12 protein-coding genes are annotated in these 25,920 nt (G+C 66.0%); 6 read left to right on the plus strand and 6 right to left on the minus strand.

Annotated elements, in window-relative coordinates; all coding sequences use genetic code 11:
* Genes LMJ30_RS13945 through LMJ30_RS13955 form a run of 3 tightly spaced genes read right to left on the minus strand, consistent with a single transcriptional unit; the run spans position 1 to position 7,624 of the window.
* Positions 1 to 852, minus strand: a complete 852-nt coding sequence (locus LMJ30_RS13945; protein WP_229432921.1) for a CheR family methyltransferase — start codon at positions 850 to 852, stop codon at positions 1 to 3.
* Positions 840 to 5,729 (minus strand): response regulator, encoded by a 4,890-nt coding sequence (locus tag LMJ30_RS13950; RefSeq protein WP_229432922.1) that lies wholly within the window; start codon positions 5,727 to 5,729, stop codon positions 840 to 842. Before LMJ30_RS13950 ends, LMJ30_RS13945 begins: the two co-directional genes overlap by 13 nt.
* The gene (locus tag LMJ30_RS13955) at positions 5,726 to 7,624 is read right to left on the minus strand and encodes a putative bifunctional diguanylate cyclase/phosphodiesterase (RefSeq protein ID WP_229432923.1); all 1,899 of its coding nucleotides are present in this window, start codon (positions 7,622 to 7,624) and stop codon (positions 5,726 to 5,728) included. The genes LMJ30_RS13950 and LMJ30_RS13955 overlap by 4 nt, the downstream gene beginning before the upstream one ends.
* A 418-nt stretch (positions 7,625 to 8,042) precedes the next feature.
* On the opposite strand from LMJ30_RS13955, the gene LMJ30_RS13960 reads away from it, so the two are divergent.
* Positions 8,043 to 8,768, plus strand: coding sequence for a helix-turn-helix transcriptional regulator (locus LMJ30_RS13960; RefSeq protein ID WP_229432924.1), 726 nt, complete (start codon positions 8,043 to 8,045; stop codon positions 8,766 to 8,768).
* On the opposite strand, the gene LMJ30_RS13965 is transcribed toward LMJ30_RS13960, so the two are convergent.
* Positions 8,743 to 8,982, minus strand: a complete 240-nt coding sequence (locus LMJ30_RS13965; protein ID WP_229433023.1) for a helix-turn-helix domain-containing protein — start codon at positions 8,980 to 8,982, stop codon at positions 8,743 to 8,745. The two genes, LMJ30_RS13960 and LMJ30_RS13965, sit on opposite strands and share 26 nt — an antisense overlap.
* 172 nt (positions 8,983 to 9,154) lie before the next feature.
* Between LMJ30_RS13965 and LMJ30_RS13970 the strand changes: the two genes are divergently transcribed.
* The gene (locus LMJ30_RS13970; protein ID WP_307729306.1) at positions 9,155 to 9,742 is read left to right on the plus strand and encodes an acyl-homoserine-lactone synthase; all 588 of its coding nucleotides are present in this window, start codon (positions 9,155 to 9,157) and stop codon (positions 9,740 to 9,742) included.
* Here LMJ30_RS13970 and LMJ30_RS13975 read toward each other — a convergent pair.
* Together LMJ30_RS13975 and LMJ30_RS13980 are read right to left on the minus strand one after the other, a co-directional pair.
* A complete protein-coding gene (locus tag LMJ30_RS13975) occupies positions 9,699 to 11,369 on the minus strand; it encodes a hypothetical protein (protein WP_229432925.1) in 1,671 nt (556 codons plus the stop codon). The two genes, LMJ30_RS13970 and LMJ30_RS13975, sit on opposite strands and share 44 nt — an antisense overlap.
* A gap of 224 nt (positions 11,370 to 11,593) precedes the next feature.
* Positions 11,594 to 13,681: a prolyl oligopeptidase family serine peptidase gene (locus LMJ30_RS13980; RefSeq protein WP_229432926.1), complete on the minus strand. Its 2,088-nt coding sequence runs from the start codon at positions 13,679 to 13,681 to the stop codon at positions 11,594 to 11,596.
* Between the two features lie 183 nt (positions 13,682 to 13,864).
* On the opposite strand from LMJ30_RS13980, the gene LMJ30_RS13985 reads away from it, so the two are divergent.
* The 4 genes from LMJ30_RS13985 to recD all read left to right on the plus strand — a co-directional run bounded on the left by LMJ30_RS13985 (position 13,865) and on the right by recD (position 25,918).
* Positions 13,865 to 16,921: a CHASE domain-containing hybrid sensor histidine kinase/response regulator family protein gene (locus LMJ30_RS13985; RefSeq protein WP_229432927.1), complete on the plus strand. Its 3,057-nt coding sequence runs from the start codon at positions 13,865 to 13,867 to the stop codon at positions 16,919 to 16,921.
* An 80-nt stretch (positions 16,922 to 17,001) separates the two neighbouring features.
* Positions 17,002 to 20,385 carry an exodeoxyribonuclease V subunit gamma gene (recC, locus tag LMJ30_RS13990; RefSeq protein WP_229432928.1) on the plus strand — a complete coding sequence of 1,128 codons (3,384 nt, stop codon included), beginning with the start codon at positions 17,002 to 17,004 and terminating at the stop codon, positions 20,383 to 20,385.
* Positions 20,382 to 24,011 (plus strand): exodeoxyribonuclease V subunit beta, encoded by a 3,630-nt coding sequence (recB, locus tag LMJ30_RS13995; protein ID WP_229432929.1) that lies wholly within the window; start codon positions 20,382 to 20,384, stop codon positions 24,009 to 24,011. Before recC ends, recB begins: the two co-directional genes overlap by 4 nt.
* A complete protein-coding gene (gene recD / locus LMJ30_RS14000) occupies positions 24,008 to 25,918 on the plus strand; it encodes an exodeoxyribonuclease V subunit alpha (RefSeq protein ID WP_229432930.1) in 1,911 nt (636 codons plus the stop codon). Before recB ends, recD begins: the two co-directional genes overlap by 4 nt.
* Positions 25,919 to 25,920: the final 2 nt, after the last annotated feature.

The raw sequence follows: 25,920 nt of genomic DNA on the forward strand, positions 1-25,920 counted from the left end.
CTAGGCGACACGTTTATACCATCCCTGGTGCGAGAACACAGCCTGGTAGTTTGCTGCAAACGGGTCGCCCTCATCGAACTCGCGGTCGATCCCGAGCACGCCAAAACGCGACAGGCTGTCATGGAACAGCCTGAGCACGCGGCGGCGCAGCACAGGCCCGAAGTCGGGCAGGGCGCGCCGGCAGACGATCAGCTGGAATTCATTGAATGAGGCATCGGTCACCAGGTTGTACTGCGCCCAGTTGATGCGGCTGCGCAGGTGCGCCGCCAGCACGGCCTCGTCGCCATCGACCTCGAAGTAGTCGTCGAAGTTGCCAGTGCCGCCGCTGGCCCGGTAGTTTTCCCGGCACTGCGCCATCCGGCCAAGCGGAATGCCGGCGTGGAGGGCTTCGGCCAGCACCTGCTCGTTTGCCGCGGTGGCGTAGATCTCGGTGCGGGTGTGCAGCTGCTCCTCGGCCAGCATGATCGCCAGCGACCAGGCTTCCTCGGCGCCGCCGCATTCGGCCAGCCAGATCTTCGGCACCGCCGACGCGCGCAGGCACGAAGCGAGCACGATGCGCAGCTGGCTCGCCTGGCCGGGATCGTCGAACAGCGCCGCCGGCTGCACCGACAGCGCGCGCAGCAGGGCGCTGCTGGCGCCGGGTTCATGCAGCACGCGGTCCTGCAGGCTCGACACGGTCAGCAGTCCGCGCTCGCGCATCAAGCCGTACAGGCGGCGACGGATGGCCTGGCGGTCGTAAGCCCTGAAGTCGAAGCCGTAACGCTGGAACAAGGCTTCCAGCAGCAGCTCGATCTCCAGCTCTTCCGTCGCCAGTCCCGTCTCGGCGGCAGGGAAGCCGCTCAATGCAGCCACACTCGCATCAGCGACAGCAGCTGGGCCACATCGACAGGCTTGGTGATGTAGTCCGACGCACCGGCGGCGATACACTTGTCGCGGTCGCCCTTCATCGCTTTCGCGGTCAGGGTGATGATCGGCAGCGACTTAAACTTCGGAATGCGGCGGATCGCGCGCATCGTGTCGTAGCCGTCCATCTCCGGCATCATGATGTCCATCAGGACGATCTCGATGGTCGGGTCCTTCTCCAGCACTTCAATACCGTCACGGCCGTTCTCGGCAAAGGAGACCTGCATCTGCTGGCGCTCCAGCAGCGAGGACAGCGCGAAGATGTTGCGCAGGTCATCGTCGACGATCAGTACCTTGCGTCCGGCCAGCCCGCCGTCTGCCGCGTGGATCTCGTCGAGCATGCGGCGCTGCTGTTCCGGCAGCGATGCGTGCGAACGGTGCAGGAACAGCGCCGTCTCGTCGAGCAGGCGTTCAGGCGAACGCGCATCCTTGATGACGATGGTCTTGGCATAGCGCTTGAGCTTGGTGACTTCCTTCTTGTTCAGGTCCTTGGCCGTGTAGATCACGATCGGCAGGTCGCGCAGGGAAGGGTCCTTGCCGATCAGGTCGAGCAGGTCGAAGCCGCTGATGTCCGGCAGGGTCAGGTCGAGCACCATGCAGTCGAAGTGCGAGCCGCGCAGCGCTTCCAGCGCCGCTTCGCCCGTGTCGGCCGTCACGATGCGGATGTCGCCATCGCCGATCAGCGCCACGATCGATTCGCGCTGTGCTTCTTCGTCGTCCACCACCAGCAGGCTGCGCTTGCCGCCCAACAGGAATTTCTGGATGCGGGTAAATTCCTCCTGCAGCGTCTCGCGGCTGACCGGTTTGTTCATGTACGAGATGGCGCCCTGGCGCAGCGCGCGTTCGCGCTCGCGCAGGCTGGACATCACATGCACAGGAATGTGGCGGGTGCTCGGGTCGCGCTTCAAGCGGTCCAGCACCGTGAAGCCGTCGATGTCAGGCAGGTCGATGTCGAGCAGGATCGCGGACGGCAGGTAATCGCGCGCCAGCGACAGCGCGGAGTCGCCCTGCTGGGTGACGATGACCTTGAAGTTCTTCTCGCGGGCGAACTCGATGACGACGTTGGCGAAGCGCTCGTCGTCCTCGACGATCAGGACCGACGGGTCGCCCGGGGCGATCAGCGAACGGTCATCCATCACCGAGCTGTATTCCACCAGTTGCGGATGGTCGATCGCATCGATGACTTCAATGTCGTTCTCGAAGCGCGGCGCGACCTGGTAGCTGGCCGGCGGCGGCGCGAGGCGCGCTGGCTGTGGCTGGCGGGTCTGCTCGTAGTTGATGAAGCCGGCCCGGTTGTACGGCAGGTAGAGCGTGAAGGTCGAACCGGCGTTGACCACCGACTCGACGCGGATCTCGCCGCCCAGCAGGCGCGCCAGTTCGCGGGAAATCGACAGGCCAAGGCCGGTGCCGCCGTACTTGCGCGCGGTGGAGCCGTCGGCCTGCTGGAACGCTTCGAAGATCAGCTGCAGCTTGTCGGACGCGATACCGACGCCGGTATCCTTGACCGAGAACGCCAGCACTGCGTCGGCGTGCACCAGGTTCGGGTGGTCGCTGGTCCAGCCGCTGGTGACCAGCGAGATCTCCAGCGCAACCTTGCCGTGGTGGGTGAACTTGAACGCGTTCGACAGCAGGTTCTTGAGAACCTGCTGCAGGCGCGTGGTATCGGTCATCACCGCTGCAGGCAGGGCGTCGGCCAGTTCGACCGTGAAGCCCAGGTGCTTGGCTTCGGCCATGTGGCGGAAGGTGCGGTCGACGTAGTTGCGCAGGGTCGAGAAGCGGTACTCGGACACGTCCAGGGTAACCGTACCCGATTCGATCTTCGACAGGTCAAGAATGTCGTTAATCAGGGTCAGCAGGTCGGAGCCGGAGCCGTGGATGGTCTTCGCGAATTCAACCTGCTTGCCCGACAGGTTGCCCTCGGGGTTGTCGGACAGCTGCTGCGCCAGGATCAGCAGCGAGTTAAGCGGGGTACGCAGCTCGTGCGACATATTCGCAAGGAACTCGGACTTGTACTTGGACGACAGGGCCAGCTGGGTGGCTTTTTCTTCCAGCGCCAGCTTTGCCTGTTCCACCTCGCGGTTCTTCCGTTCCACCTCGATGTTCTGCTCGGACAGCAGGCGCGCCTTTTCCGCCAGTTCCTGGTTGGTCTGCTGGAGCTCTTGCGCCAGCGACTGCGACTGGGTCAGCAGCGATTCGGTACGGCTGTTCGCCTCGATCGTGTTCAGCACCACGCCGATCGATTCCATCAGCTGGTCGAGGAAGGACAGGTGGGTTTCGGTGAAGCGGTCGAGCGATGCGATCTCAATCACCGCCTTGACCTGCTGTTCGAACAGGATCGGCAGCACCACGATGTTGTTCGGCGGCGCAGCGCCCAGGCCCGACGACACCACGATGTAATCGCGCGGCACGTCGGTCAGCCAGATGCGGTTCTTCTCCAGCGCGCACTGGCCTACCAGGCCTTCGCCCGGCAGGAAGGAGGTCGGCAGCTTGCGGCTGGAACGGTAGCCGTAGCTGGCGATCATGCGCAGGCGCGCGTCGATTTCCTGCGAGTCCATCATGTAGAACACGCCGTGGTGCGCGGACACCAGCGGCGCCAGTTCCGACAGGATCAGCTTGGTCACCGCCTGCAAGTCGCGCTGGCCCTGCAGCAGTCGCGTGAATCGCGCAAGGTTGGTCTTCAGCCAGTCCTGCTGCGCGTTCTTCTGCGTGGTCTCTTTCAGGTTTCGGATCATCTCGTTGATGTTGTCCTTCAGGTAGGACACCTCGCCGCGCGCCTCCACCTGAATGGAACGGGACAAGTCGCCTCGCGTCACCGCCGTCGCCACCTCTGCAATCGCGCGCACCTGGTTGGTCAGGTTTGCCGCCAGCTGGTTCACGTTCTCGGTCAGGTCTTTCCAGGTACCCGCGACACCGGACACGTTTGCCTGGCCGCCCAGCTTACCTTCGGTACCCACTTCACGCGCGACTCGCGTCACCTCGGACGCGAACGAGGACAGCTGGTCCACCATGACGTTAATGGTGTCTTTCAGTTCGAGAATCTCGCCCTTCACGTCCACCGTAATCTTTTTCGACAAGTCGCCTCGCGCCACCGCGGTCGTCACCGCCGCGATGTTACGCACCTGGCCCGTCAGGTTCGACGCCATGAAGTTCACGTTGTCGGTCAAGTCCTTCCAGGTGCCGCCGACTCCCGGCACGTATGCCTGGCCGCCCAGCTTACCTTCGGTACCCACCTCACGCGCCACGCGCGTTACCTCCGACGCGAACGAGGACAACTGGTCCACCATGACATTAATGGTGTTCTTCAGTTCGAGAATCTCGCCCTTCACGTCCACGGTAATCTTCTTCGACAGGTCGCCGTTCGCCACCGCGGTCGTCACGTCCGCAATGTTACGCACCTGGCCGGTCAGGTTACCCGCCATCGAGTTCACGCCGTCGGTCAAGTCTTTCCAGGTACCCGCGACACCCGGCACGTTCGCCTGGCCGCCCAGCTTACCTTCGGTACCCACCTCACGCGCAACCCGCGTCACCTCCGATGCAAAGGAGTTCAGCTGGTCGACCATGACGTTAATGGTGTTCTTCAGCTCGAGAATCTCGCCCTTCACGTCCACCGTAATCTTTTTCGACAAGTCGCCGTTCGCCACCGCGGTCGTCACGTCCGCGATGTTTCGCACCTGGCCGGTCAGGTTACCCGCCATCGAGTTCACCGAGTCGGTCAAGTCCTTCCACGTACCCGCCACGCCCTTCACCTGCGCCTGGCCGCCCAGCTTACCCTCGGTACCCACCTCACGCGCCACGCGCGTTACCTCGGATGCAAAGGAGGACAGCTGGTCCACCATGACGTTAATGGTGTTCTTCAGTTCGAGAATCTCGCCCTTCACGTCCACCGTAATCTTTTTCGACAAGTCGCCGTTCGCCACCGCGGTCGTCACCGCCGCGATGTTACGCACCTGGCCCGTCAGGTTCGACGCCATGAAGTTCACATTATCGGTCAAGTCCTTCCAGGTGCCGCCCACGCCCGGCACGTATGCCTGGCCGCCCAGCTTACCTTCGGTACCCACCTCGCGCGCCACCCGGGTTACCTCCGACGCGAAGGAGCGCAGCTGGTCCACCATGACGTTAATGGTGTCCTTCAGCTGCAGGATCTCGCCGCGCACGTCCACCGTAATCTTCTTCGACAAGTCGCCGTTCGCCACCGCCGTCGTCACTTCCGCGATGTTACGCACCTGCGATGTCAGGTTACCCGCCATCGAGTTCACCGAGTCGGTCAAGTCCTTCCACGTACCCGCGACGCCCTTCACCTGCGCCTGGCCGCCCAGCTTCCCTTCGGTACCCACCTCGCGCGCCACGCGCGTTACCTCGGAGGAGAACGAGGACAGCTGTTCCACCATGGTGTTCGCGGTCATCGCCGCGCGCAGGTACTGGCCCTTCAGCGGATGGCCGTCCACTTCCAGCGCCATCGTCTGCGACAGGTCGCCTTTCGCCACCGCGCCGATGACGCGCGCCATTTCCGTGGTCGGGCGCACAAGGTCGTCGATCAGGGTGTTGACGGAGCTGATGATCGTGGCCCAGCCGCCGACCATGTTCGGCACCGCGGCGCGCTGCGTCAGGCGGCCTTCGCGGCCCACCACGCGCGACACCTCGGTGACCGTCTTGACCATTTTTTCCTTGGTCTCGATGATCTCGTTGAGGGTATCGGCGATCTTGCCGGACACTCCCGTCCAGTCGGATGGCATGCGCACGGAGAAGTCGCCTTTTTTCAGCGCCATCAGCGTGGCTAGCAAAAGCTTTGCATCAAGCTCTTCTTCCATTTCGGTCATGTTGTTCATCGACTTTGTCCTCGTCTTTTGGGAGTGGAAAGGTTGGCCCGGGGAGAGTCCCGGTGCATTTCTAAAGGAAGCATGGAGCCCGCTTGTTCAAGGAGCGCGAGCATCGGCGCCGCTTGCAGTGCGTGACTCAGGAATTCGCCATGATACTCGTCGCATCCAAGCGAATGTAAAACGGATAATTGCTCGCTGGTCTGGACGCCCTTGGCCAGTACGCCCAGCCCAAGCGCGCGCGCCAGGTGCACCAGCGCCGCCAGCATGTCGGCCCCGCCAGGCTCGCCCAGCGCCTGGACGAATGAGGGGTCGATGCGCAACGCGGCAAAGGGCAGGGTGCGCAGCAGGCCGAGGCCAGGGCCGGCGCTGCCGAAATCGTCGACCACCAGGGTAACGCCGCCCCCGTGCAGTTCGTGCAGCGCGGGGTCGGCGTCGCGCTGGCCGGCGAGCATCTGCTCGGTGACCTGCAGTTCAAGCGCCTTGACCGGCAGCTTGCAGGCGCGGACGTGGCCCAGCACCTTGTCGGCCAGCGAAGCGCCGACCCCGGGCGACACCAGCCTGACCGACATCGGCAGCGCCGGCAGCGGGGTGGCCGAGTCGCGCCATTGCGAGGCCTGCGCGCAGGCCTCGCCAACGGTCCAGTCGTCGACCCGCTCGAGCAGGGCGCGGTCGGGTACGTCGCTGATGTACTGGCGCGCCTCGACCAGGCCGTGGCGCGGATGGCGCCAGTACAGTTGCGCCTCGACGCCGCGCAGTTCGCCTTCGGCCACGCCCGCGCGCGGCTGGAAGTACAGGTCGAATTCTTCGTTGTCGAGCGCGTGCTTGAGTTCCCTGGCCGACAGCGCGCGTTCGCTCTCGCGCGCATTGAGCTCTTCGCGGAAGAACTCGATGCCGCCGCGCTTGTTCTGCTTGGCGTGGTACATGGCGCGGTCGGCGTTGCGCATCAGGGCTGCGGCATTGTCGGCGTCCTGCGGGTACAGGGCGATCCCGATGCTGGTGCCGGTGTGGACCCCGTGGCCGTCGATCTCGAACGGGCGCGCGTGTGCCTGGCTGATCTTGCGCGCGACCCGCGCCGCGTTGGCGGCCGCGCCTTTCCCTTCCAGCAGGACCACGAATTCGTCGCCGCCAAGGCGCGCCACCACGTCCGACACCCGCACCGACGCCAGCAGGCGCGCCGCCACCTGGCGCAGCAGTTCGTCGCCCAGGTGGTGGCCCAGGGTGTCGTTGACCTGCTTGAAGCGGTCGAGGTCAAGGAACAGCAGTGCGCATTCGCCCCGGTGGCGGTCGCAGGTGGCCACCGCGTGTTCGAGTTGCTGGATCAGCGAGCGGCGGTTGACCAGCCCGGTCAAAGCGTCGCGGATCGACAGGTCATGGGCGCGCTGCTCGGCCAGTTTGCGCTCGGCGACTTCCTGTTCCAGTTCGGCGTTGATGCGCTCGAGGTCCTGCATGCGCTGCACGCGCAGGTCCTGGTAGAGCTGCGACAGTTCGGCCGTCTTGGCGCGCAGTTCGAGGTTTTTGCGGGTCAGGTCGACGAACACCGCGACCTTAGTCTGCAGCACCTGCGGGATCACCGGTGTAAACAGATAGTCGGCCGCGCCCGACTGGTAGGCCTTGAGCCGGTGCATCTCGTCGGCGTAGTAGGCGGTGATGAAGATGATCGGCACCGAACTGCTGCGCGGATGCGAATGGATCGCTTCGGCGGTCTCGAAGCCGTCCATGCCGGGCATGTTCACATCGAGCAGGATGACCGCGAATTCGTGGGTCAGCACGCGGCGCAACGCTTCCTTGCCCGACGTCGCCGTGACCAGCTCGTAGGGGTTCGATTCCGCAGGCGTCAACAGGCTTTCGAGCGCGAAAAGGCTCGCCGCGTCATCGTTGACCAATAAAACTTTCGGAATCTGCACGCCAGACTGGACCTGTAAGAAATGGAGTTGTCACTTCGCTGCAGGGTCGAACAATACTCCAGCACGCCTTTCCGTCAAGAGGACGCACTGTAAACAAGAGTATGCCATGAACACCTAGTTTAACAATTTCACATGTGAAATAACATACTAAGATTTAATAGCCTACACGAAACAAAATTTCCTCGACGCACGATTCGTGGAGGCGAAGTTGCGTGAAAACCACGGGTTAAGGTAAATACATTAAACTGGCTATGCAAAATCTACGACTTGTACTTTTGAGCAATCTGTGCGTCCTTGGGAACGCGCGTGATCAGCCGGCGATTTCGCTGATGAGGAAGTTATTGGACATTGAGTTTTAGTTATGCTTGGTCTAGCATCATGAGACTAGCTGTATGGGCGGTAGGAATCTGGAGGGGTAATGGTTGACATGGGACATCTGACGCAGTTGTTGGACTGCAAGGACGAGGCGGCCTGGCGCGACGCCTTGTTTTTGCTGGCCAGGCGGCAGGGTTTCGACCAGGTGCTGTATGGCGTGGTGGCCTCGCGCCAGGAGAAGCTGGAATCGGCCTTCTTGCAGAGTAATTATTCGAGCAGCTGGCGTGACCGCTACGATGCCGACCGCCTGCATTATGTCGACCCGACCGTGACCCATTGCCTGGCCAGTTCGCTACCCATCGTGTGGGAGCCTGACACCTTCGACGGCCCGCGCCAGCGCGAGTTCTATGAGGAAGCCTGCGGGCACGGCATCCGTTCCGGGATCACCTTTCCGATCCACGGGCCCAGCGGGGAGTTCGGCGTGGTCAGCTTTGCGTCCGACGCGCCGCCCGGGCCGCGCGACACGGTCCAGGCAATAGCCAGCCTGTCGCTGATCCGCGATTACGCGTTCGAATCCTCGCTGAAATTTATCCGGCCGGCGCCGGCGCAGGAACGCCCGCGCCTGACGCGGCGCGAGCTGGAAGTGCTCAACTGGGTGATGGTCGGCAAGTCCTCGTGGGAGATCTCCAAGATCACCAATTGCTCGGAAGCGACCGTTAACTTTCATATTGGTAACGTACGCCAGAAATTCGGCGTCAGCACCCGCCAGCAGGCCCTGGTGAAGGCCATCGGCATGGGCATCCTTACCCCGGAAGATCACCATCGCTGAGCTTGCCGTTGAGGTAGAGCTTGACCAGAATCGCCACCGGCGCGGGGATCCCCAGGCCGGTTTCAAAGCGGCTGCCGCTCGACTGGGTGACGCCGAAACGTCCCCAAAACTTTTCCTGGCTCTCGCGCTTGCTGATGCGGAACCGCTTCAGCTCGCTGCTATGCAGGCCACCGGATTCACTACTGCTGTCGTCGGAAACGGTGCGCTGGTCCATGTCCAGTTCCTGATACGTGAAATCCTGGTTCATCTGTCGTCCTTTGTCTGAAAAAGGCAGTATTCCACCTCAGGCGAGCCTAGCCACCTAGCAACCCTGCTAGTTATCTAATTATCGAATCTGCATGATTCTTTTATGCGAGCTGCATAAATCTTCGATAGCGAGGTGACACATGGCACTGCAAATTCGTATAGCGGCAAGGCGTGATTTCAAATCCAGGGACCTGTGGGAAATGCATACCCTGCGGGCCAAGGTCTTCAAGGACCGGCTCGGCTGGGAAGTGCCGGTCCTGAGCGGGATGGAAATCGACGGCTACGATGCACTCGAGCCGATGTACATGATGATCCGCGATGCAGGCGGGCCGCTGCGCGGCTGCTGGCGCCTGCTCCCCACAGAAGGCCCGTACATGCTGAAGGACTCGTTCTCGCAGCTGCTGCATGGCCAGGACGCGCCGCAGCACCCGCGCATCTGGGAACTGAGCCGCTTTGCGATCGAAACCGAAAATAGCGGCCCGTTCGGGTTTTCGGAGATTACGATGGAGTCGATCGCCGAGGTGATCTCGTACGGTTACCATGCCGGCATCGACCAGTACGTGACCGTGACCACCACCGCCATCGAGCGCATGCTGCGCCGCGCCGGCGTTGTCACCCGGCGTTTCGGGGCGCCCCTGGCGATCGGGATCGAAACCGCGGTGGCGCTGTACGTCGATGTCGCCGCTACCCATGAAGCGATGTCCGAGCGGCGCCGGCTGGCGTCCTGAAGGCGCCCGGGTCGACGGGCGGCAGGCGGCCGATGCGGCGCGCGATGGTGCGCCAGTCGGCCAGCGCGGCGCGCAGCTGGGCGCCGGCAATGGCGCCGCTGGCGGGATCGGCCAGCAGGACGCCATGCAGTTCGGCCAGTTGCCCCTGCAAGCCAGAGGTGCCGGCCAGCGCCGCCGCCACGCCAGCCCCCAGGCGGTCGATCGCCGCCAGGTAGGACGACAGGGCGGGAAGCAGGCTTTGCAGGCTGGCGGCATCCTGCATGGTGCAGGCCTGCGCGCTGCGCAGCGAATCGAGTTCATGCGCCACGGCGACCAGCCTGGCGCCGGGGGAACGGCGGCCCATTCCGGGCAGGCATTCCAGCAGCCGGGTCAGCCAGCGCCGGCTGGCGTGCGTGTGCAGGCGCATCCGCAGGCGGCTGGCCAGGCAAGCCAGCGCCTCGGCGCGCGCCTGGCCGGCCTGCAGCCGCCGGGCCACTGCGGCGGTGTCGGTTTCCAGGTCGAGCGCGGCGCGCGCCATCGACGACAGGTATTCGCCGATATAAGGCGCGACGGCGTCGAAGCCCTTTGCCAGCGCGCCCAGCCGGCCGCCGACGTCCGTCACCAGCGCTGCGGCCTGTCCGCGTTCATCGAGGTCCTGGCGCCGCATGCGGCCAAGGGAAGCCTGCAGGCGCGGCGCCTCGATTTCGACGAACTGTTCGCCGAAGTGCTTGAGCGCGGCCATCGATGCCAGTACTTCCGGGCGCAGGCGCCCGGGCCATGCCTGCGCCAGCGCGCGTACCGCGTCGATATGGCGGCCTACCAGTGGTGCGCAGTGGGCGCCGGGCGAGGGCAGCTGGGCGATCCCGGCGGCGAGCGAATCGAGCAGGCCAATCACGGCGGCCACCGCATCGGCGCCGTCGCCGATGCCGTTGTGGCGGAAGGCGGAGACGCTTTTCGGCCCTGCCGCGCATGCGTCTTGCGCGGCGCCGCGCGCTGAATGCGGCGCGCGCGGCGCGCTCGATGGCGCGCGCAGGTGCGCCGCCAGGTCGCTCCATCCGGCGTGGGCAACATCGAGCCGGGCCACCAGCAGGGCGCTGTTGAGCGTGGCGCCGGCCATCTGCCCGAGCAGCGCGTTGAACCCGCACACCACGCCATGCCAGGCGCGCTCCATTGCGCGCTGCGCCGACAGCATCGCCTGCCAGCCGTCAACGCAGGCCGCGCAGGCCGGGTCCTGTTCGCCGGCGCAGATGAAGCGCTCCAGCCTGGCCAGCGCCGCCGTGCCGTCGAGCGCCGCGGCCGCGTGGGCGACGGCGGCCAGCCTGAGCACCTGCAGGCCGTCGTTGACGGTCTTGCAGGCGCCGGTATCGGTGGCGGCATACGGCCCGGCGGCGCACAGCGGCGGCAGGCTCGATCGCAGGCGGTCGGCGAACGCGGCGACGTCGTCGATGCCGCCGTACAGCGCCGGGCGCACGGTGGCCAGCCATGCGGCGGCCAGGCTGGCCATGCCACGGTCGCGCGGCAGCACGGCGCGCAGCCGGGTGTCGAGCTGGGCGCCGGCGGTTGCCACCTGGCGCACCGCGGCATGCAGGGCATCGTGGGGCAGCGGGTTTTTGACGAGGAGCGGATGGATGAACGCGAGGTCAGGCATAGGCAGCTTCCAATGGGGAAGCTGCATTACAGCCGCCGGACTTGGCGGTGGCTACCTGATAGAAATATTAGCTTGAGATTGCGCCATGTGCGGCAGGTCGGCGGGCGCCGCCGCGCGCCAGAGGGGAAGGCGGGCGGCGGCGGGGCCTTGCGTGGCTGTTGCGGCCACAGTGGATGGCTGAACGCGGAGGTAGGCGGCTTCTGATTTAAAAATGGGGAATACGCCTACTTCAATTGGTTAAGCAAGAAGGAATAGGTCAGCGCCCACATTTGCGCCTGCTGGTCGTTGTTGGCTGCGCCGGCGTGGCCGCCTTCCGTGTTCTCCCAATACAGCACATCGTGGCCTTGTTCCTGCATCTTCGCCACCATCTTGCGCGCGTGGCCCGGGTGGACCCGGTCGTCGCGGGTCGAGGTGGTAAACAGCACGCGCGGATAGCGCTTGTCGGCGAATACATTATGGTACGGCGAATAGCGCGAGATATACGCCCACTGCGCCGGATCGTCCGGATCGCCGTACTCGCCCATCCACGACGCGCCAGCCAGCAGCTTGTGGTAGCGCTGCATGTCCAGCAGCGGCACCTGCGACACCACCGCGTTGAACAGGTCGGGGCGCTGCGTCATGGCCGCGCCGACCAGCAGGCCGCCGTTACTGCCGCCCATGATGCCCAGGTGGCGCGGGCTGGTCACCTTGCGGCGGATCAGATCCTGGGCCACCGAGATGAAGTCGTCGAAGGCGCGCTGGCGCTGGTCCTTGAGGGCTGCCTGGTGCCAGCGCGGGCCGAACTCGCCGCCGCCGCGGATGTTTGCCAGCACATACACGCCGCCCTGCGCCAGCCATGCTTGGCCCGCCACCGCGCTGTAGGACGGCTTGAGCGACACTTCGAAGCCGCCATAGCCATACAGGACGGCCGGGTTTTTGCCGTTCATCTTCGCGTCTTTACGCATCACGACGAAGTAGGGCACCATAGCGCCGTCCTTCGACTTCGCCTCGAACTGGCGCACGGTGTAGGGCGCCGCATCGAAAAAGCCCGGCATCTGCTTGAGCAGCGCGCGGCGGTCCTCGCCCACCTGGCCCAGGTAGAGCGTGGTCGGGGTCAGAAAGTCGGTGACGGTCAGGAAGTACTGGTCCGAGCCGATCGAATCGACCGCCGATACGCCCAGCGCGCCGAACGCCGGCGCATCGACCGCGCGGCGCTGCCATTTGCCGTCGACCCGGCGCAGTTCGACCAGGCGGTTGCGCACCTTGTCGAGCTCATTGACCAGCAGCGCGCTGCGCGTCACGGCCACGCCGTCCAGCGAGCGGGTTGGCGAGGGCGCGAACAGCACGTCGAACGCGCGGCCGCCTTGCATGAAGTCCTTGAAGCCGGTCGCCAGCAGCGCACCTTGCGGATAGGTGGTGGCGCCGACCGTCCAGTCCGAGCGCAGTTCCAGCACCAGCTGGTCGCGCACGGTGTAGGCGTTGGCGTCGTCCGGCTTGGGCACGCGCACCAGCTGGCCGCCTTCGCGCACGAACATCTCGCTGGTGTAGAAGGTCACCTGGCGTTCGACGAATTCATTTTCGTGGCCAGGCGTGAAGTCCTTCCAGCCGCTGGCCGCGAGGTCGCCTTCCCCGGCTTCGTACACCAGGCGCGCTTGCCCCAGCGGCGCGCCGCGCTTCCATTCCTTGACCATGCGCGGGTAGCCGGAGCTGGTCATCGAGCCCGGGCCGAAGTCCGTATTGACAAACACGGTGTCGCGGTCGATCCAGCTGGCGCCGCCTTTCGCTTCGGGCAGCACGAAGCCGTCCTTGACGAAGTTGCGCGCCGCCAGGTCGTATTCGCGCACCACATGGGCGTCGCCGCCGCCGCGCGACAGCGACACCAGGCAGCGCTCGCCGTCCGGCTTGAGGCAGGATGCGCCGGCCCACACCCAGTTTTCGTTTTCGTCCCTGGCCAGGCGGTCGACGTCGATGACCGTTTCCCATGCCGGCTCGCTGTGCTGGAACGAAGCCAGGGTAGTGCGGCGCCAGATCCCGCGCACATGGGTGGCGTCGCGCCAGAAATTGTAGACATACGCGCCATGCATCGTCACGAAGGGAATGCGCTCCTTGGCGTTGAGGATGGTTTTCAGGCGCGCGTGCAGCGCTGGAAACCGTTCGCCCGCCTCCAGTTCCTTGCGTGCGGCCGCATTGCGCTGTGCTACCCAGGCCAGCGCGTCGGCGCCGTCGACTTCTTCGAGCCACAGGTATTTGTCGGCCGGCGCGCCGGGCGTTTGCGCGCGCACGCCGGCCAGCGCGGCCAGTCCCAGCAAGAGCCCGCTTGCCACTTTCTTCATGGTCATTCTTTCAAGTTTTTGATTTTTTCGATTTGGCAATATGCACCGGGCAGCCAGCGCAGTCAATCCCGCGCGCGTGCAGATTTGCTACAAGCGGATTTTGTTTCAGCACGACATTAAAGTATGCTGGATACCAGATATAGACGAACGGGCGCGCCCTGCGCCCGCCTGCCAGGACGGTCAATGAACGAAGCGATTCCGCGCAGCTTACGCAATCCGGTGACGGGTGGCGCCGCATCGCGCGCGCTGCTGCTCGGCGCCGGGCTGGTCCTGTCGATGATCGTTGGCGCCTTGCTGTATATGGGCGCGCTGCGCACTTCCGACACCGACGCCCGCATGCGCTTCGACGGCGTGGCGCGCAGTGCGCAGTACAGCCTGTCGGCGCGGGTCAAGACCTATGCCGACGTCGTGCGCGGCATGCAGGCGGTGTTCCGCACGCAGGATGCGACCTTAAGCCGCCGCCAGTTCCACGAATACATCGACGCCCTCGACCTTGCCACCAACTACCCGGCGATCGAAAACGCCAACTTCGCCGTGTACTTGCGCGACAATGAGCGCGACGCATTTATCGCCTCGGTGCGCGCAGACCGCAGCCTGGCGCCGGGCGGCCACCCCGAGTTCGACATCAATCCGGCCGGCCGGCGGCCCTATTACACGGTACTGACCTACCTGGCGCCGATGCCATTCGGAGGCCCGCAGTTCGGCGCCGACATGTCGGCAAAGCCGGCGGTGGACCGGGTGCTTGGACTGTCGCGCGACACTGGCCGGCTGGGCGCGTCGGGACAGGGGATCCTGGTCAGGCTTCCGACCCCGCACATCAGCCTGGGCATGCGCATGCCGGTGTATCGCACCGGCGCGCCGCTAGCCAGCCTAGAGGAGCGGCGCCGCGCCTACCTTGGTTCGGTGGGCATCAGCTTTTCGGTGCCGGCGCTGGTACGCGGCGCGCTGAACGAGCTGCCGGTTTCCGGCGTCGAGCTGTCGCTGTACACCGATACAACGCCCGGCGCTGGCACAATGGAGGTTGAACCCGGCGACACCCTGCTGTTCAACGAGGACGGCACGCTCGACAGGAGCACCATCAGCGCCGAGGAGCGCGCGCAGTACATCGAGACGGTGCTGCCGGTGGAATCCAGCGGCCTCAGATGGAAAGCCCAGTTCAGGGTCAGGAAGAACGACCTGTACACCACCTTCGACCGCTATTTCCCGCAGGTGGCGATGGTGACCGGCTTTGCGGGCACCATGCTGATTTACGCTTTGTTCTTCACGCTGTATTCATCGCGCCGCAGCGCAGTGGAACACCGCGCGCTGCTCGACTCGGTGCTCAACAGCGTCGACGCGCATGTGTACATGAAGGACCGCGAGCGCCGCTACATCTACGTCAACGCCCGGACCGCCGAGGTAATGGGCCGTCCCGCCGAAGAGATCATCGGCCAGCTGGACTCGGACCTGATGGGCAAGCACATCGCGGACATGTTCTGGGAACAGGACCAGCAAGTCTTCGAGCACGGCATGCGCCAGGCCGGCCAGGGCGAGTTTGTGCTGCCTGACGGCGAGGTGCGCCACCTGTGGACGGTCAAGGTGCCGGTGCGGGTGGACGGCCAGGTTGCCGCCGTCATCGGCCTGTCCACCGACGTCACCGAGTTGCATGCACTGAAGGCGCAGGCCGATGCGGCGAACAAGGCCAAAAGCAACTTCCTGTCCAACATGAGCCACGAGATCCGCACGCCGATGAACAGCATCATCGGCATGTCGCACCTTGCGCTCAAAACCGTCACGCATCCGAAGCAGCGCGACTACCTCGAGAAGATCTTCCATTCAAGCCAGCACCTGCTGGGCATCATCAACGACATCCTCGACTTCTCCAAGATCGAGGCGGGCAAGCTGGACCTGGAGGTGCTCGACTTCGACATCGACACGCTGATGCAGAACATCGCCGCGCAGCTGGGCGACGTCGCCGCGCACAAGGGGCTGGCGCTGGAGTTCGACATTGCGCCCGGCCTGTCGCACCAGCTGCGCGGCGATCCGCTGCGGCTTGAGCAGGTGCTCCTCAACTTCACCAGCAACGCCATCAAGTTCTCCGAAAACGGCGCCGTGCGGATCGGCGCCCACTGCCTGGAGGAGACCGAATCAGGGGTGCTGGTCCGTTTCGAAGTGCGCGACAAGGGCATCGGCATGAGCCGGGATGAGCTGGCCGACCTGTTCCAGTCCTTCCACCAGGCCGACCCGTCGACCACGCGTAAATATGGCGGCACCGGCCTCGGCCTGGTCATCAGCAAGCAACTGGCGGAACTGATGGGCGGCGACGTCGGCGCCGAAAGCGAGCGTGGCAAGGGCAGCACCTTCTGGTTCACCGCGCGGCTGGGTAAGTGCTCGACCTTCCTGCCCAGCGGCCCGCAGCAGGTGCAGCAGTCGGTGCTCGACGAGATCGACGGCGCGTACATCCTGCTGGTCGAGGACAATATCTTCAGCCAGCAGGTAGGGAAGGAGCTGCTGGAGGACGTGCACGCGACGGTCGTCATCGCCAACAACGGCAGCGAGGCGCTCGACATGATGCTCAAGGAGGCATTCGACTGCGTGCTGATGGACGTGCAGATGCCGGTGATGGATGGTTTCGAGGCGACGCGCATGATCCGCTCCGACCCGCGCATGGCCGACTCGCTGGTGATCGCCATGACGGCCAACGCCGGCAAGGAAGACCGCGAGCGCTGCATCGAAGCGGGCATGGACGAATTCGTGACCAAGCCGATTGCCCCCAATGTGCTGTTTGAAACCATCGCCCGCTGCCTGGCTTCGCGGCCGCGCCGCCTGGGCCGCCGCCGCACCCCGCAGCCAGCTGCGCAGGCGGCCACGCGCATGACGGCAGCGCCGCTGGCGTCCAGCGATCCGGCCATGCTCGACATGGTGGCGCTGTCGACGACTTTCGGCGGCAACCCGGCCAAGATGCGCAAATACGCCTTCATGTTCCTCGACTCCGCGCGCGACGGCCTGGCGGAGCTGGGGCAGGCGCTCGACCGCGGCGACCGCGAACGCGTGTCGGACCTGGGGCACCGGATCAAGTCGTCGGCGCGGGCGGTTGGCGCCACCAGCTTCGGGCAGATGTGCCTGGCGCTGGAAAACATGCGCGGGAACTTCGACCAGGCGCAGGCGCGCGAGCTGGTGGCGCGCATGCATGCGCTGCTCCGCGACCTGGAACAGCACATCGCGCAGGAACTCACCGTGCAACAAGAAGGCGGCGTGTAGCAGGGCGGGCGAACTTGTCGCCGGCGGGGTAAAAAGAGTATCCTGTGCGGTCCCGTCCGTACGGTATCATTCTCCCCAACATGCCTTCACCCGTCACGCCCGGCCTGCTCATTTTGCACGGCAACCAGATGGAACAACTGCGCGCCGCCGTATTCGGATGGCTGCGTAACAATCCGCTCGCCCCGCTGGAGCCGGAAACCATCCTGGTGCAGTCGAACGGGGTGGCCGAGTGGCTGAAGATCGCGCTGGCGGAGGAACTGGGCGTGTGCGCGGCCACGCGCGTGGCGCTGCCCGCGCGCTTCCTGTGGGAGGCTTACCGCGGCATGCTGGGGCGCGAGCGCGTGCCGAGCCAGTCGCCCTTCGACAAGGGGCCGCTGACCTGGCGCCTGATGCGCCTGCTGCCGGCGCTGCTGTCCGACCCCGTGTTCCAGCCGCTGCGCCACTTCCTGGGCGACGGCGACCCTGAGCGCCGGCTGCAGTTGGCCGAGCGCCTGTCCGACCTGTTCGACCAATACCAGGTGTACCGCGCCGACTGGCTGTCCGACTGGGCCGCCGGGCGTGACCAGCTGCGCAATGCGCGTGGCGAGGCGGCGCCGCTGCCGCCGGACCAGCGCTGGCAGGGCCAGCTCTGGCGGGCGGTCATCGACAGCGTGCCCGAACATGCGCGCGGCACCGGCCGCGCGACCATCCACGAACAGTTCGTGCAAGCCAGCGACGCGGGCCTGGCGCCCGCCGGCCGGCTGCCGCGCCGCGTTGTGCTGTTTGGCATATCGGCGCTGCCGTACCAGACCTTGCAGGCGGTGGCGGCGCTGTCGCGCTACACGCAGGTGCTGCTGGCGGTGCCCAACCCGTGCCAGTTCTACTGGGGCGACATCATCGAAGGACGCGACCTGTTGACCTCCGCGCGCAAGCGCCAGGGCGCACGCGGGGGCGTCGACCTGTCGGCCATCCCGCTGGAGGAAATGCACGCGCACAGCCACCCCTTGCTGGCAAGCTGGGGGCGCCAGGGCCGCGACTTCGTGCGCATGCTCGATGAATTCGACAGCGGCGAGCAGGAACGCTTCGACAACGTGCGCATCGACCTGTTCAGCGAAGGCGAAGGCGGCGATTTGCTGGCCCAGGTGCAGGCCGCCGTGCGCGACATGGCGCCGGTCCGGGACCACCTTCGCACCCAACCGGATGCAGGCGACCGCTCGATCGAGTTCGCGATCGCGCACAGCGTGCAGCGCGAAGTCGAAGTCCTGCACGACCAGCTGCTGTCGTGGTTCGAACGCGACCCCACGCTGCGCCCGCGCGACGTGGTGGTGATGGTGCCGGACATCGACACCTTCTCGGCCGCGATCCACGCGGTGTTCGACCAGCACAAGCGCAGCGACCCGCGCTATATCCCATTCGAGATCGGCGACGTCAAGGACCGCAGCGTCAACCCGCTGCTGGTGGCGGTGGAATGGCTGCTGCGCTTGCCGCAGCAGCGCTGCCGCCAGAGCGAAGTGCGCGACCTGCTCGACGTGCCGGCGGTGGCGGCCCGTTTTGGCCTCGATGCGGAAGACCTGCCGACGCTGGGACAGTGGATCGAAGGTGCCAGCGTCCGCTGGGGCCTCGACCAGGACCACCGCGACGGGCTCGGGCTTGGTTCGGCGGGCGAACAGAATGCGTGGATTTTCGGCGTGCGCCGCATGCTGCTTGGCTATGCCAGCGGCGCCGGCGCCAACTTCCGCGACATCGAACCCTACCCGGAAGTCGGCGGCCTCGACGCCGCACTGGCCGGATCGCTGGCCCAGCTGATCGTAACGCTGCTGGAATGGCGCGCGACGCTGTCGTCATCGCGCACGCCGCAGGAATGGGGCGCACAGGCGCGCGCCATGCTTGCCGCGTTCTTCAAACCGGAAGATGAAGGCGACAAGCTGACAGTCGCGCAATTGAACGATGCGCTGCAAGGCTGGCTGGAGACGGTCGACAACGCGGGCTACGACGAGGAAGTGCCGCTGGCGGTGCTGCGCGAAGCCTGGCTCGGCGCGCTCGACGAGCCGACCCTGAACCACCAGTTCGTGTCCGGCGGCGTCACCTTCTGCACCCTGATGCCGATGCGCGCGGTGCCGTTCCGCGTGGTCTGCCTGCTGGGGATGAACGACGGCGACTTCCCGCGCCGCGCGCGCCAGGCCGACTTCGACCTGCTGGCGCTGCCCGGCATGGCGCGGCCGGGCGACCGCTCGCGCCGCGACGACGACCGCTACCTGATGCTTGAAGCCGTGCTGGCCGCGCGCGACAAGCTGTATATCAGCTGGGTCGGGCGCAATGTGCGCGACAACAGCGAGCAGCCGGCATCGGTGCTGGTGTCGCAGCTGCGCGACTACCTCGCGGCGGGCTGGGAAGTCGACCTCGATGCGCTCACCACCGTGCACGCGCTGCAGCCGTTCAGCCGCCGCTATTTCGAGGAAGGCGGCTTGCTGACCTATGCGGGCGAATGGCGCGCCGCCCACGGGATTGAGGCGGCCGGCGCTGCGAAGGACCTGCCGCCATACGAGCTGGAACCGGACTACCGCCTGAAGCTGCGCGAGCTGGCCGACTTCCTGCGCCAGCCGGCGCGCCACTTCTTCCGCCGCCGCCTGGGCGTGTCGTTTGCCGAACCTGACCTGCTGGGCGAGGACGAAGAGCCGTTCTCGCTCGACGCGCTCGAACGCTACTTCCTCGAGGACAGCCTGCTGGACGATGGCAGCGAACAGGAAGCGCGCGACGAAGTGCAGGCGGTGCTGGCCGCGCGCGCCCAGCGCCTTGCGCGCGAGGGCGTGCTGCCGATCGGCCTGGTCGGCGAGCTTTGGCAGGACCAGCTGGTCAAGGAACTGGTGCCGGTGCGCAGCGCGTGGCTGGCTTTGTGCGCGCGTTTCAAGGACGACGCGCCCAAGCTGGCATTGAGCCTCGACTTCGATGGCATCCACCTGGACGACTGGATCGACAAGCTGCGCTCGGGCGGCGGCGGGACCGTGTGGCTGTTGCAGATGTCTTCGCGGGTGCTGGACAAGAAAAAAGGCGGGCTGCGCGCCGACAAGCTGATTGTCCCTTGGCTGCGCCAGCTTGCCGCGGCGGCGTCAGGCGTCGAAGTCACCGGCTACCTGGTCGCGCGCGACGCCATCCTTACCATGGCGCCGCTGGACCGCTCGCTGGCGCAAGCCCAGCTGGGCGTCCTGGTATCGCTGTGGCGCCGCAACCTTGACCGGCCGCTGCCGGTGGCCTGCAAGACCGCGCTTGCGCTGGTGCAGGGCGGCGACCCGCGTGCAACGTACAACGGCGGCTTTGAACTGACGGGTGAAGTCGCCGACGAATGCCTGGCGCGCCTGTGGCCCGACTTTGCCGCGCTTGCCGCCGACCCCGAATGGTTCGACTGCGCCAAGGCGATGTACGGACCGTTGGCCGAATGGATCGAACAGCACGTCGAGCTTATCGTGCTGGAGCTGGATGACGCATGAAACTGGACGCACTCACTTTTCCCTTACACGGCTCGCGCCTGATCGAAGCCAGCGCCGGCACCGGCAAAACCTGGACCATCGCCGCGCTTTACCTGCGGCTGGTGCTCGGGCACGGCGGCGCCGACGGTTTTGCGCGGCCGCTGCTGCCGTCCGAGATACTGGTGATGACGTTCACCCGCGCCGCCACGCGCGAGCTGTCGAACCGGGTGCGCGAGCGCCTGGTGGAAGCGGCCGCCTTTTTCCGCGGCGAGCGTGAGCTGAACGATCCTTTCCTGGCCAGCCTGGCCGAAGACTGCGACGCCAACGGCGGCCGGCAACTCGCCGCGCACCGGCTGGTGCTGGCCGCCGAGACCATGGACGAAGCGGCGATCTTCACCATTGACGCCTGGTGCCAGCGCATGCTGCGTGAGCACGCGTTCGACAGCGGCAGCCTGTTTGACGAGGAACTGGTCAGCGACGAGCACGCGCTGTTCGAGGACGCGGCGCACGATTACTGGCGCCAGAATGTTTATCCGCTCAGGAGCGGTGCGCTGACAAGCCTGCTCGAATGCTGGCCCGACGTCGGCGCGCTGAAGCAGTCGGTGCGCGACCTGGTGCGGCGGGTCGATGTGCTGGGTCCCGCGCCCGACGAGCCGCTCGACACTTTGATCGCGCGGGTACAGGACGAGCAGCGGGCAAAGCTTGAGCAGCTAAAGCACGGTTGGTTCGAGCGGGCCGGCGAGATGGAGCGCTGGATCGCGGGCCAGCGCGACATCGCTCCCAAGTGCTTCAACGGTAACAAGCTGCGCGCCGAGTCGCTGGTCAAGTGGTTCGACGCGCTGCGCGCCTGGGCGCTCGACCCCGTGATGCTGATGCCGGACATGACCGACACCGCGTGGCATCGCCTGACGCCCGACGGCATCATCGATGCGTGCAGCAAAGGCTTCGTGGCGGAGGTCCCAGCCTGTTTTGAATTCACCACCGACCTGTGGGACGCATTGAAGGCGATCGATCCGCTGTCGCACGGCTTGTACCGCCATGCGGCCGCCAGCATCGCCCGGCGCATGGCGGAGCTGAAGCGGCGCGCCCGCCAGTTCGGCTTTGCCGACATGCTCGACCGCCTGAAGGCGGCGCTGGAAGGCCCCAATGGCGAAGCGCTGCGCAAGCGCATCACGGACCAGTTCCCGGTGGCGATGGTCGACGAGTTCCAGGATACCTCGCCCGACCAGTACCGCATCTTCAACCTGCTGTACCGGGTGGCCGACAACGACAGCAGCCACGGCCTGTTCCTGATCGGCGACCCCAAGCAGTCGATCTATGGCTTCCGCGGCGCCGACATCCACAGCTACCTGTCCGCGCGCACCGCCACCGAGGGGCGCCACTACCAGCTCGGTACCAACTACAGGTCGACGGCGGCCCTGGTGGAGGCGGTCAACCGCCTGTTCCTGCATGCGGAAGGGCATGGCGACAACTGTGGCTATGCCGCCGGCGCTTTCCGCTTCCGCAAGGGCGACATCAACCCGCTGCCGTTCGAGGCTGTCGGCGCAACCGCGAAGGCGGAGAAGCTGGTCGGCGTCGATGGGCCCTACCAGGCGCTGGCCGTGTGCTGCAGCGACCGGGACGACCTGCGCGCCGACGACTACCGCGAGTTCTTCGCCCACCACTGCGCTGAGCATATCGTCGGCGTGCTGAACGACCCGAAGGCCGGGTTCGACGAGGACGGCAAATTCACCCGGCTGGTGCCGGCCAATATCGCCATCCTGGTGCGCGACCGGCGCGAGGCGGCGGCAATCCGCAATGCGCTGGCCCAGCGCAAAGTGGCCAGCGTCTACTTGTCCGACAAGGACTCGGTGCTCGACAGCGACGAGGCGGCCGACGTGCTGCGCTGGCTGCATGCGGTGGCCAATCCGCTCGACGGCTCGCTTGCGCGCGCGGCGTTTGCGACCCGCACCGCCGGCCTGCCGCTGGCTGAACTGGCGCGCCTGTCGGCCGACGAGCTGGAATGGGAAGTGCGGGTCGAACAGCTCAAGGCGCTGCACACCGTGTGGCAGCGCCAGGGCGTCCTGGCCATGCTGCGCCGTTTCATCCACGAACTGGGCCTGCCTTCGGCATTGTTGCGCGAAGCGGGCGGCGAACGCAGGCTGACCAACCTGCTGCACCTGGCCGAGCTGCTGCAGTCGGCCAGCAGCCAGCTCGATGGCGAACAGGCGCTGATCCGCTGGTTCGCCGAGCAGGTGGCAGGGCAGGGTGAGAGCAGCGACGAGCGCGTGCTGCGACTTGAAAGCGACGCCGACCTGGTCAAGGTGGTCACCGTGCACAAGTCGAAAGGCCTGGAGTATCCGCTGGTGTACCTGCCGTTTGCAGTCACCGCGCGCAAGACCGACCGCCGCAACCGCAGCTTCTTCGAGTTCGTGGCCAGCGACGGCGTGCGCCGCATCGACCTGGCGCTGTCTGACGAGGCCTTGAGCGCGGTCGACCGTGCCCGCATCGAGGAAGACCTGCGCCTGCTGTATGTGGCGCTCACCCGCGCGCGCCACTTCCTGTGGCTGGGCGTTGCCGCCGTGGCGGCGCCCAAGGGCGGAACCAACCGCCTGCACGACTCGGCGCTTGGCTACCTGCTGGGCGGCGGCAACCCGATTGCGGCCGCGGACCTGCAGGCGCACTGGGAACGGCTGCGCGGCGATGTGGAAGCGATCGACTTGCGCACGCTTGACGCGCCGGAAGGCGTGACCATGCTCGACCGCGACGACGTGCGCCCGGCGCTTGTCGACGCCGCGCCATTCGACGGCGAATTCGAGCGCGACTGGTCGGTGGGGTCATTCACCTCGCTGACGCGCCAGACCAGCGCCGCGCCAATGCGCGCGCAAGAAGAAACACTGCTTGAAGAAGCCGATGCGGCGCCTCTGGTACGCACCGAAGACGCGCCGTGGCACCGCTTCCCGCGCGGCTCGGTACCGGGCAACTTCCTGCACGAGCAGCTTGAGTGGATGGGGCAGGAAGGCTTTGCCATCGTCGACGACGCAGGTTTCGAGGCGCGGCTTGCACAACGCTGCGAACGCGCGGGCTGGGCCAACCGGCAGGACGACGCCATCGCCTGGCTGCGTGCGGTGGCCAGCACACCGCTACCGCATCTCGGCGTGCCGCTGTCCGCGCTGGAAGGCGTGCTGCCCGAGATGGAGTTCTGGTTCCCCAGCGAGCACCTGCGTTCCGGCGAGCTTGACCGGCTGTGCCGCATGCGCCTGCTTGGCGATACCGCGCGGCCAGTCCTGCCCGAGCGCCAGCTGCACGGCATGCTGAAGGGCTTTGCCGACCTGGTGTTCGAACACGATGGCCGCTACTGGGTGCTCGACTACAAATCGAATGCGCTGGGGCCTGGCGACGCGGCCTACACGCGTGCTGCGATGGCGGCAGGGATGGCGGCGCACCGCTACGATATCCAGGGAGCGATCTACATGCTTGCGCTGCACCGGCTGTTAAAGAGCCGCCTGGGCGGCGACTATGACCCGTCGCACCAGCTTGGCGGCGCGATCTTCCTTTTCCTGCGCGGTATCGCCAATGAGAAGACGCGCGGCTGCTACCTGATCGAACCCGATATCGGGCTGCTCGACGGGATCGACGCCTTGCTTGGCGCGGGGGAGGGTGCATGACGAACGAGGTGCTGTGGGACCAGGTCGCGCTGCTGACCGAAGCGGGCGAAATGCGCCGCCTGTCGGGCGCGTTCGCGCGCTTTGTCGCCTCGCTCGGCAGCGACTCGCCCGCGCTGATGGTCGCCTGCCTGGTGCTGTCCGAGCTGGAAGGGCGCGGCCACAGTTGCCTGGTGCTGGACGAGCTTGCCGCCGGACCGTATGGGCTGCTTGGCTGGACTGCCGAGCAGTGGAATGAACTGGCCGCCGCCGCCGGTACGCTGCCGCGCAACGTCAAGGGATGGAGCGAGCAGCTGACCTCCGCCGAGCAGGTATGGCATGTGGGCGACTTCGATTTCGACCAGCCGCTGGTCCTCGATGGAAACCGCCTCTACCTGCGCCGCTACTGGCGCGACGAGACGCTGGTGGCGGAGACCATCCGCGCGCGCGCGGCGCAGGTGCGTGAAGTCGACGCCGCGACCGTCAAAGCGAAGGTGGCTGCCCTTTTTGCGTCTGAGCGCAAAGGCGAGACGCCCGACTGGCAGAAGCTGGCCAGTACGATTGCGCTGCGAGGCTCGGTATCGATCATCACCGGCGGTCCTGGTACCGGCAAGACCTACACCGTGGCGCGCCTGATTGCGCTGCTGTTCGCGACAGCCCACGATGCCGACCACCTGCGCATTGCGCTTGCGGCGCCAACCGGCAAGGCTGCGGCGCGGCTGAAGCAGTCCATCGACAAGGCACTGGACGAACTGTCCGGCAAGGCCGGTGAATTGAAGCTCAAGGAACTGGCAGGACGCATGGGCGCCGCCCGCACTCTCCATAGCCTGCTGGGCGCGCGCCCCGACACGCGCTCGTTCGCGCACAACAAGGGCAACCCGCTCGATGTCGACGTGCTGATCGTCGATGAAGCGTCGATGGTGCACCTGGAGATGATGGCCAGCCTGCTGGACGCGTTGCCGCCGCATGCGACCCTGGTCCTCCTTGGCGACAAGGACCAGCTGGCGTCGGTGGAGGCGGGCGCGGTGCTGGGCGACCTTTGCCACGACGCGCAGGCGGGCAACTACACGCAGGCGACGCTGGACTATGCGCTGGCCGCCAGCGGCGAGGCGATACCCGCTGAATACACCGGCACCGGCGGCCCGCTGGCGCAGCAGACCGTGATGCTGCGGCACAGCCGCCGTTTCGGCGGCCCGATCGGGCAGCTTGCGCTGGCGGTCAACGCCGGCGACGTCGAGCGCGCCCATGAGGTGCTGCGGGCTGGCGGCGGCGATGTCGAGTGGATCGAGCACGCGCAACAGCAGCATGTCGTGCAACTGGCCATCGACGGCTACACGCCTTGCCTGGCTGCGATTGGGGAGGGCGGCGGCGCGGGCGACGAGGCCTGGGTGCGCGGCGTGCTGCACCGTTTCGAGGCGTTCCGCATCCTGTGCGCGGTGCGCGAAGGCGAGTGGGGCGTCGAAGGACTCAATGGCGCGATCGAACAGAAGCTGGAAGGCGCGGGGCTGATCCGGCGCCGCGGCGAGTGGTATGTGGGGCGCCCGGTGATGGTGACGCGCAATGATTACGGCACCGGCGTGTTCAATGGCGATATCGGGCTGACCCTGAACGATCCGGTGCGGCCGGGTTCATTGCGCGTGTACTTCCTCGAAGGCGACAAGGTACGCAGCGTACTTGCCACCCGCTTGCGCAACGTGGAGACGGCGTATGCGATGACGGTGCATAAATCGCAGGGATCCGAGTTCCGGCATACCGTGATGGCGCTGCCGCGTGACGGCAAGATGATCGCTCGCGAGCTTGTCTACACAGGGATCACGCGCGCCAGCGAAAGGTTCACGCTGGTCTCGCCGGCGAGCGCCGTGCTGGGCGAGGCGATTTTGCGCAAGACCCAGCGCGCCAGCGGATTGCGTGAGTTGATCGCGCGGGCATAAAA

This window comes from Massilia agrisoli (assembly GCF_020831365.1).
Lineage (GTDB): Bacteria > Pseudomonadota > Gammaproteobacteria > Burkholderiales > Burkholderiaceae_D > Telluria_A > Telluria_A agrisoli.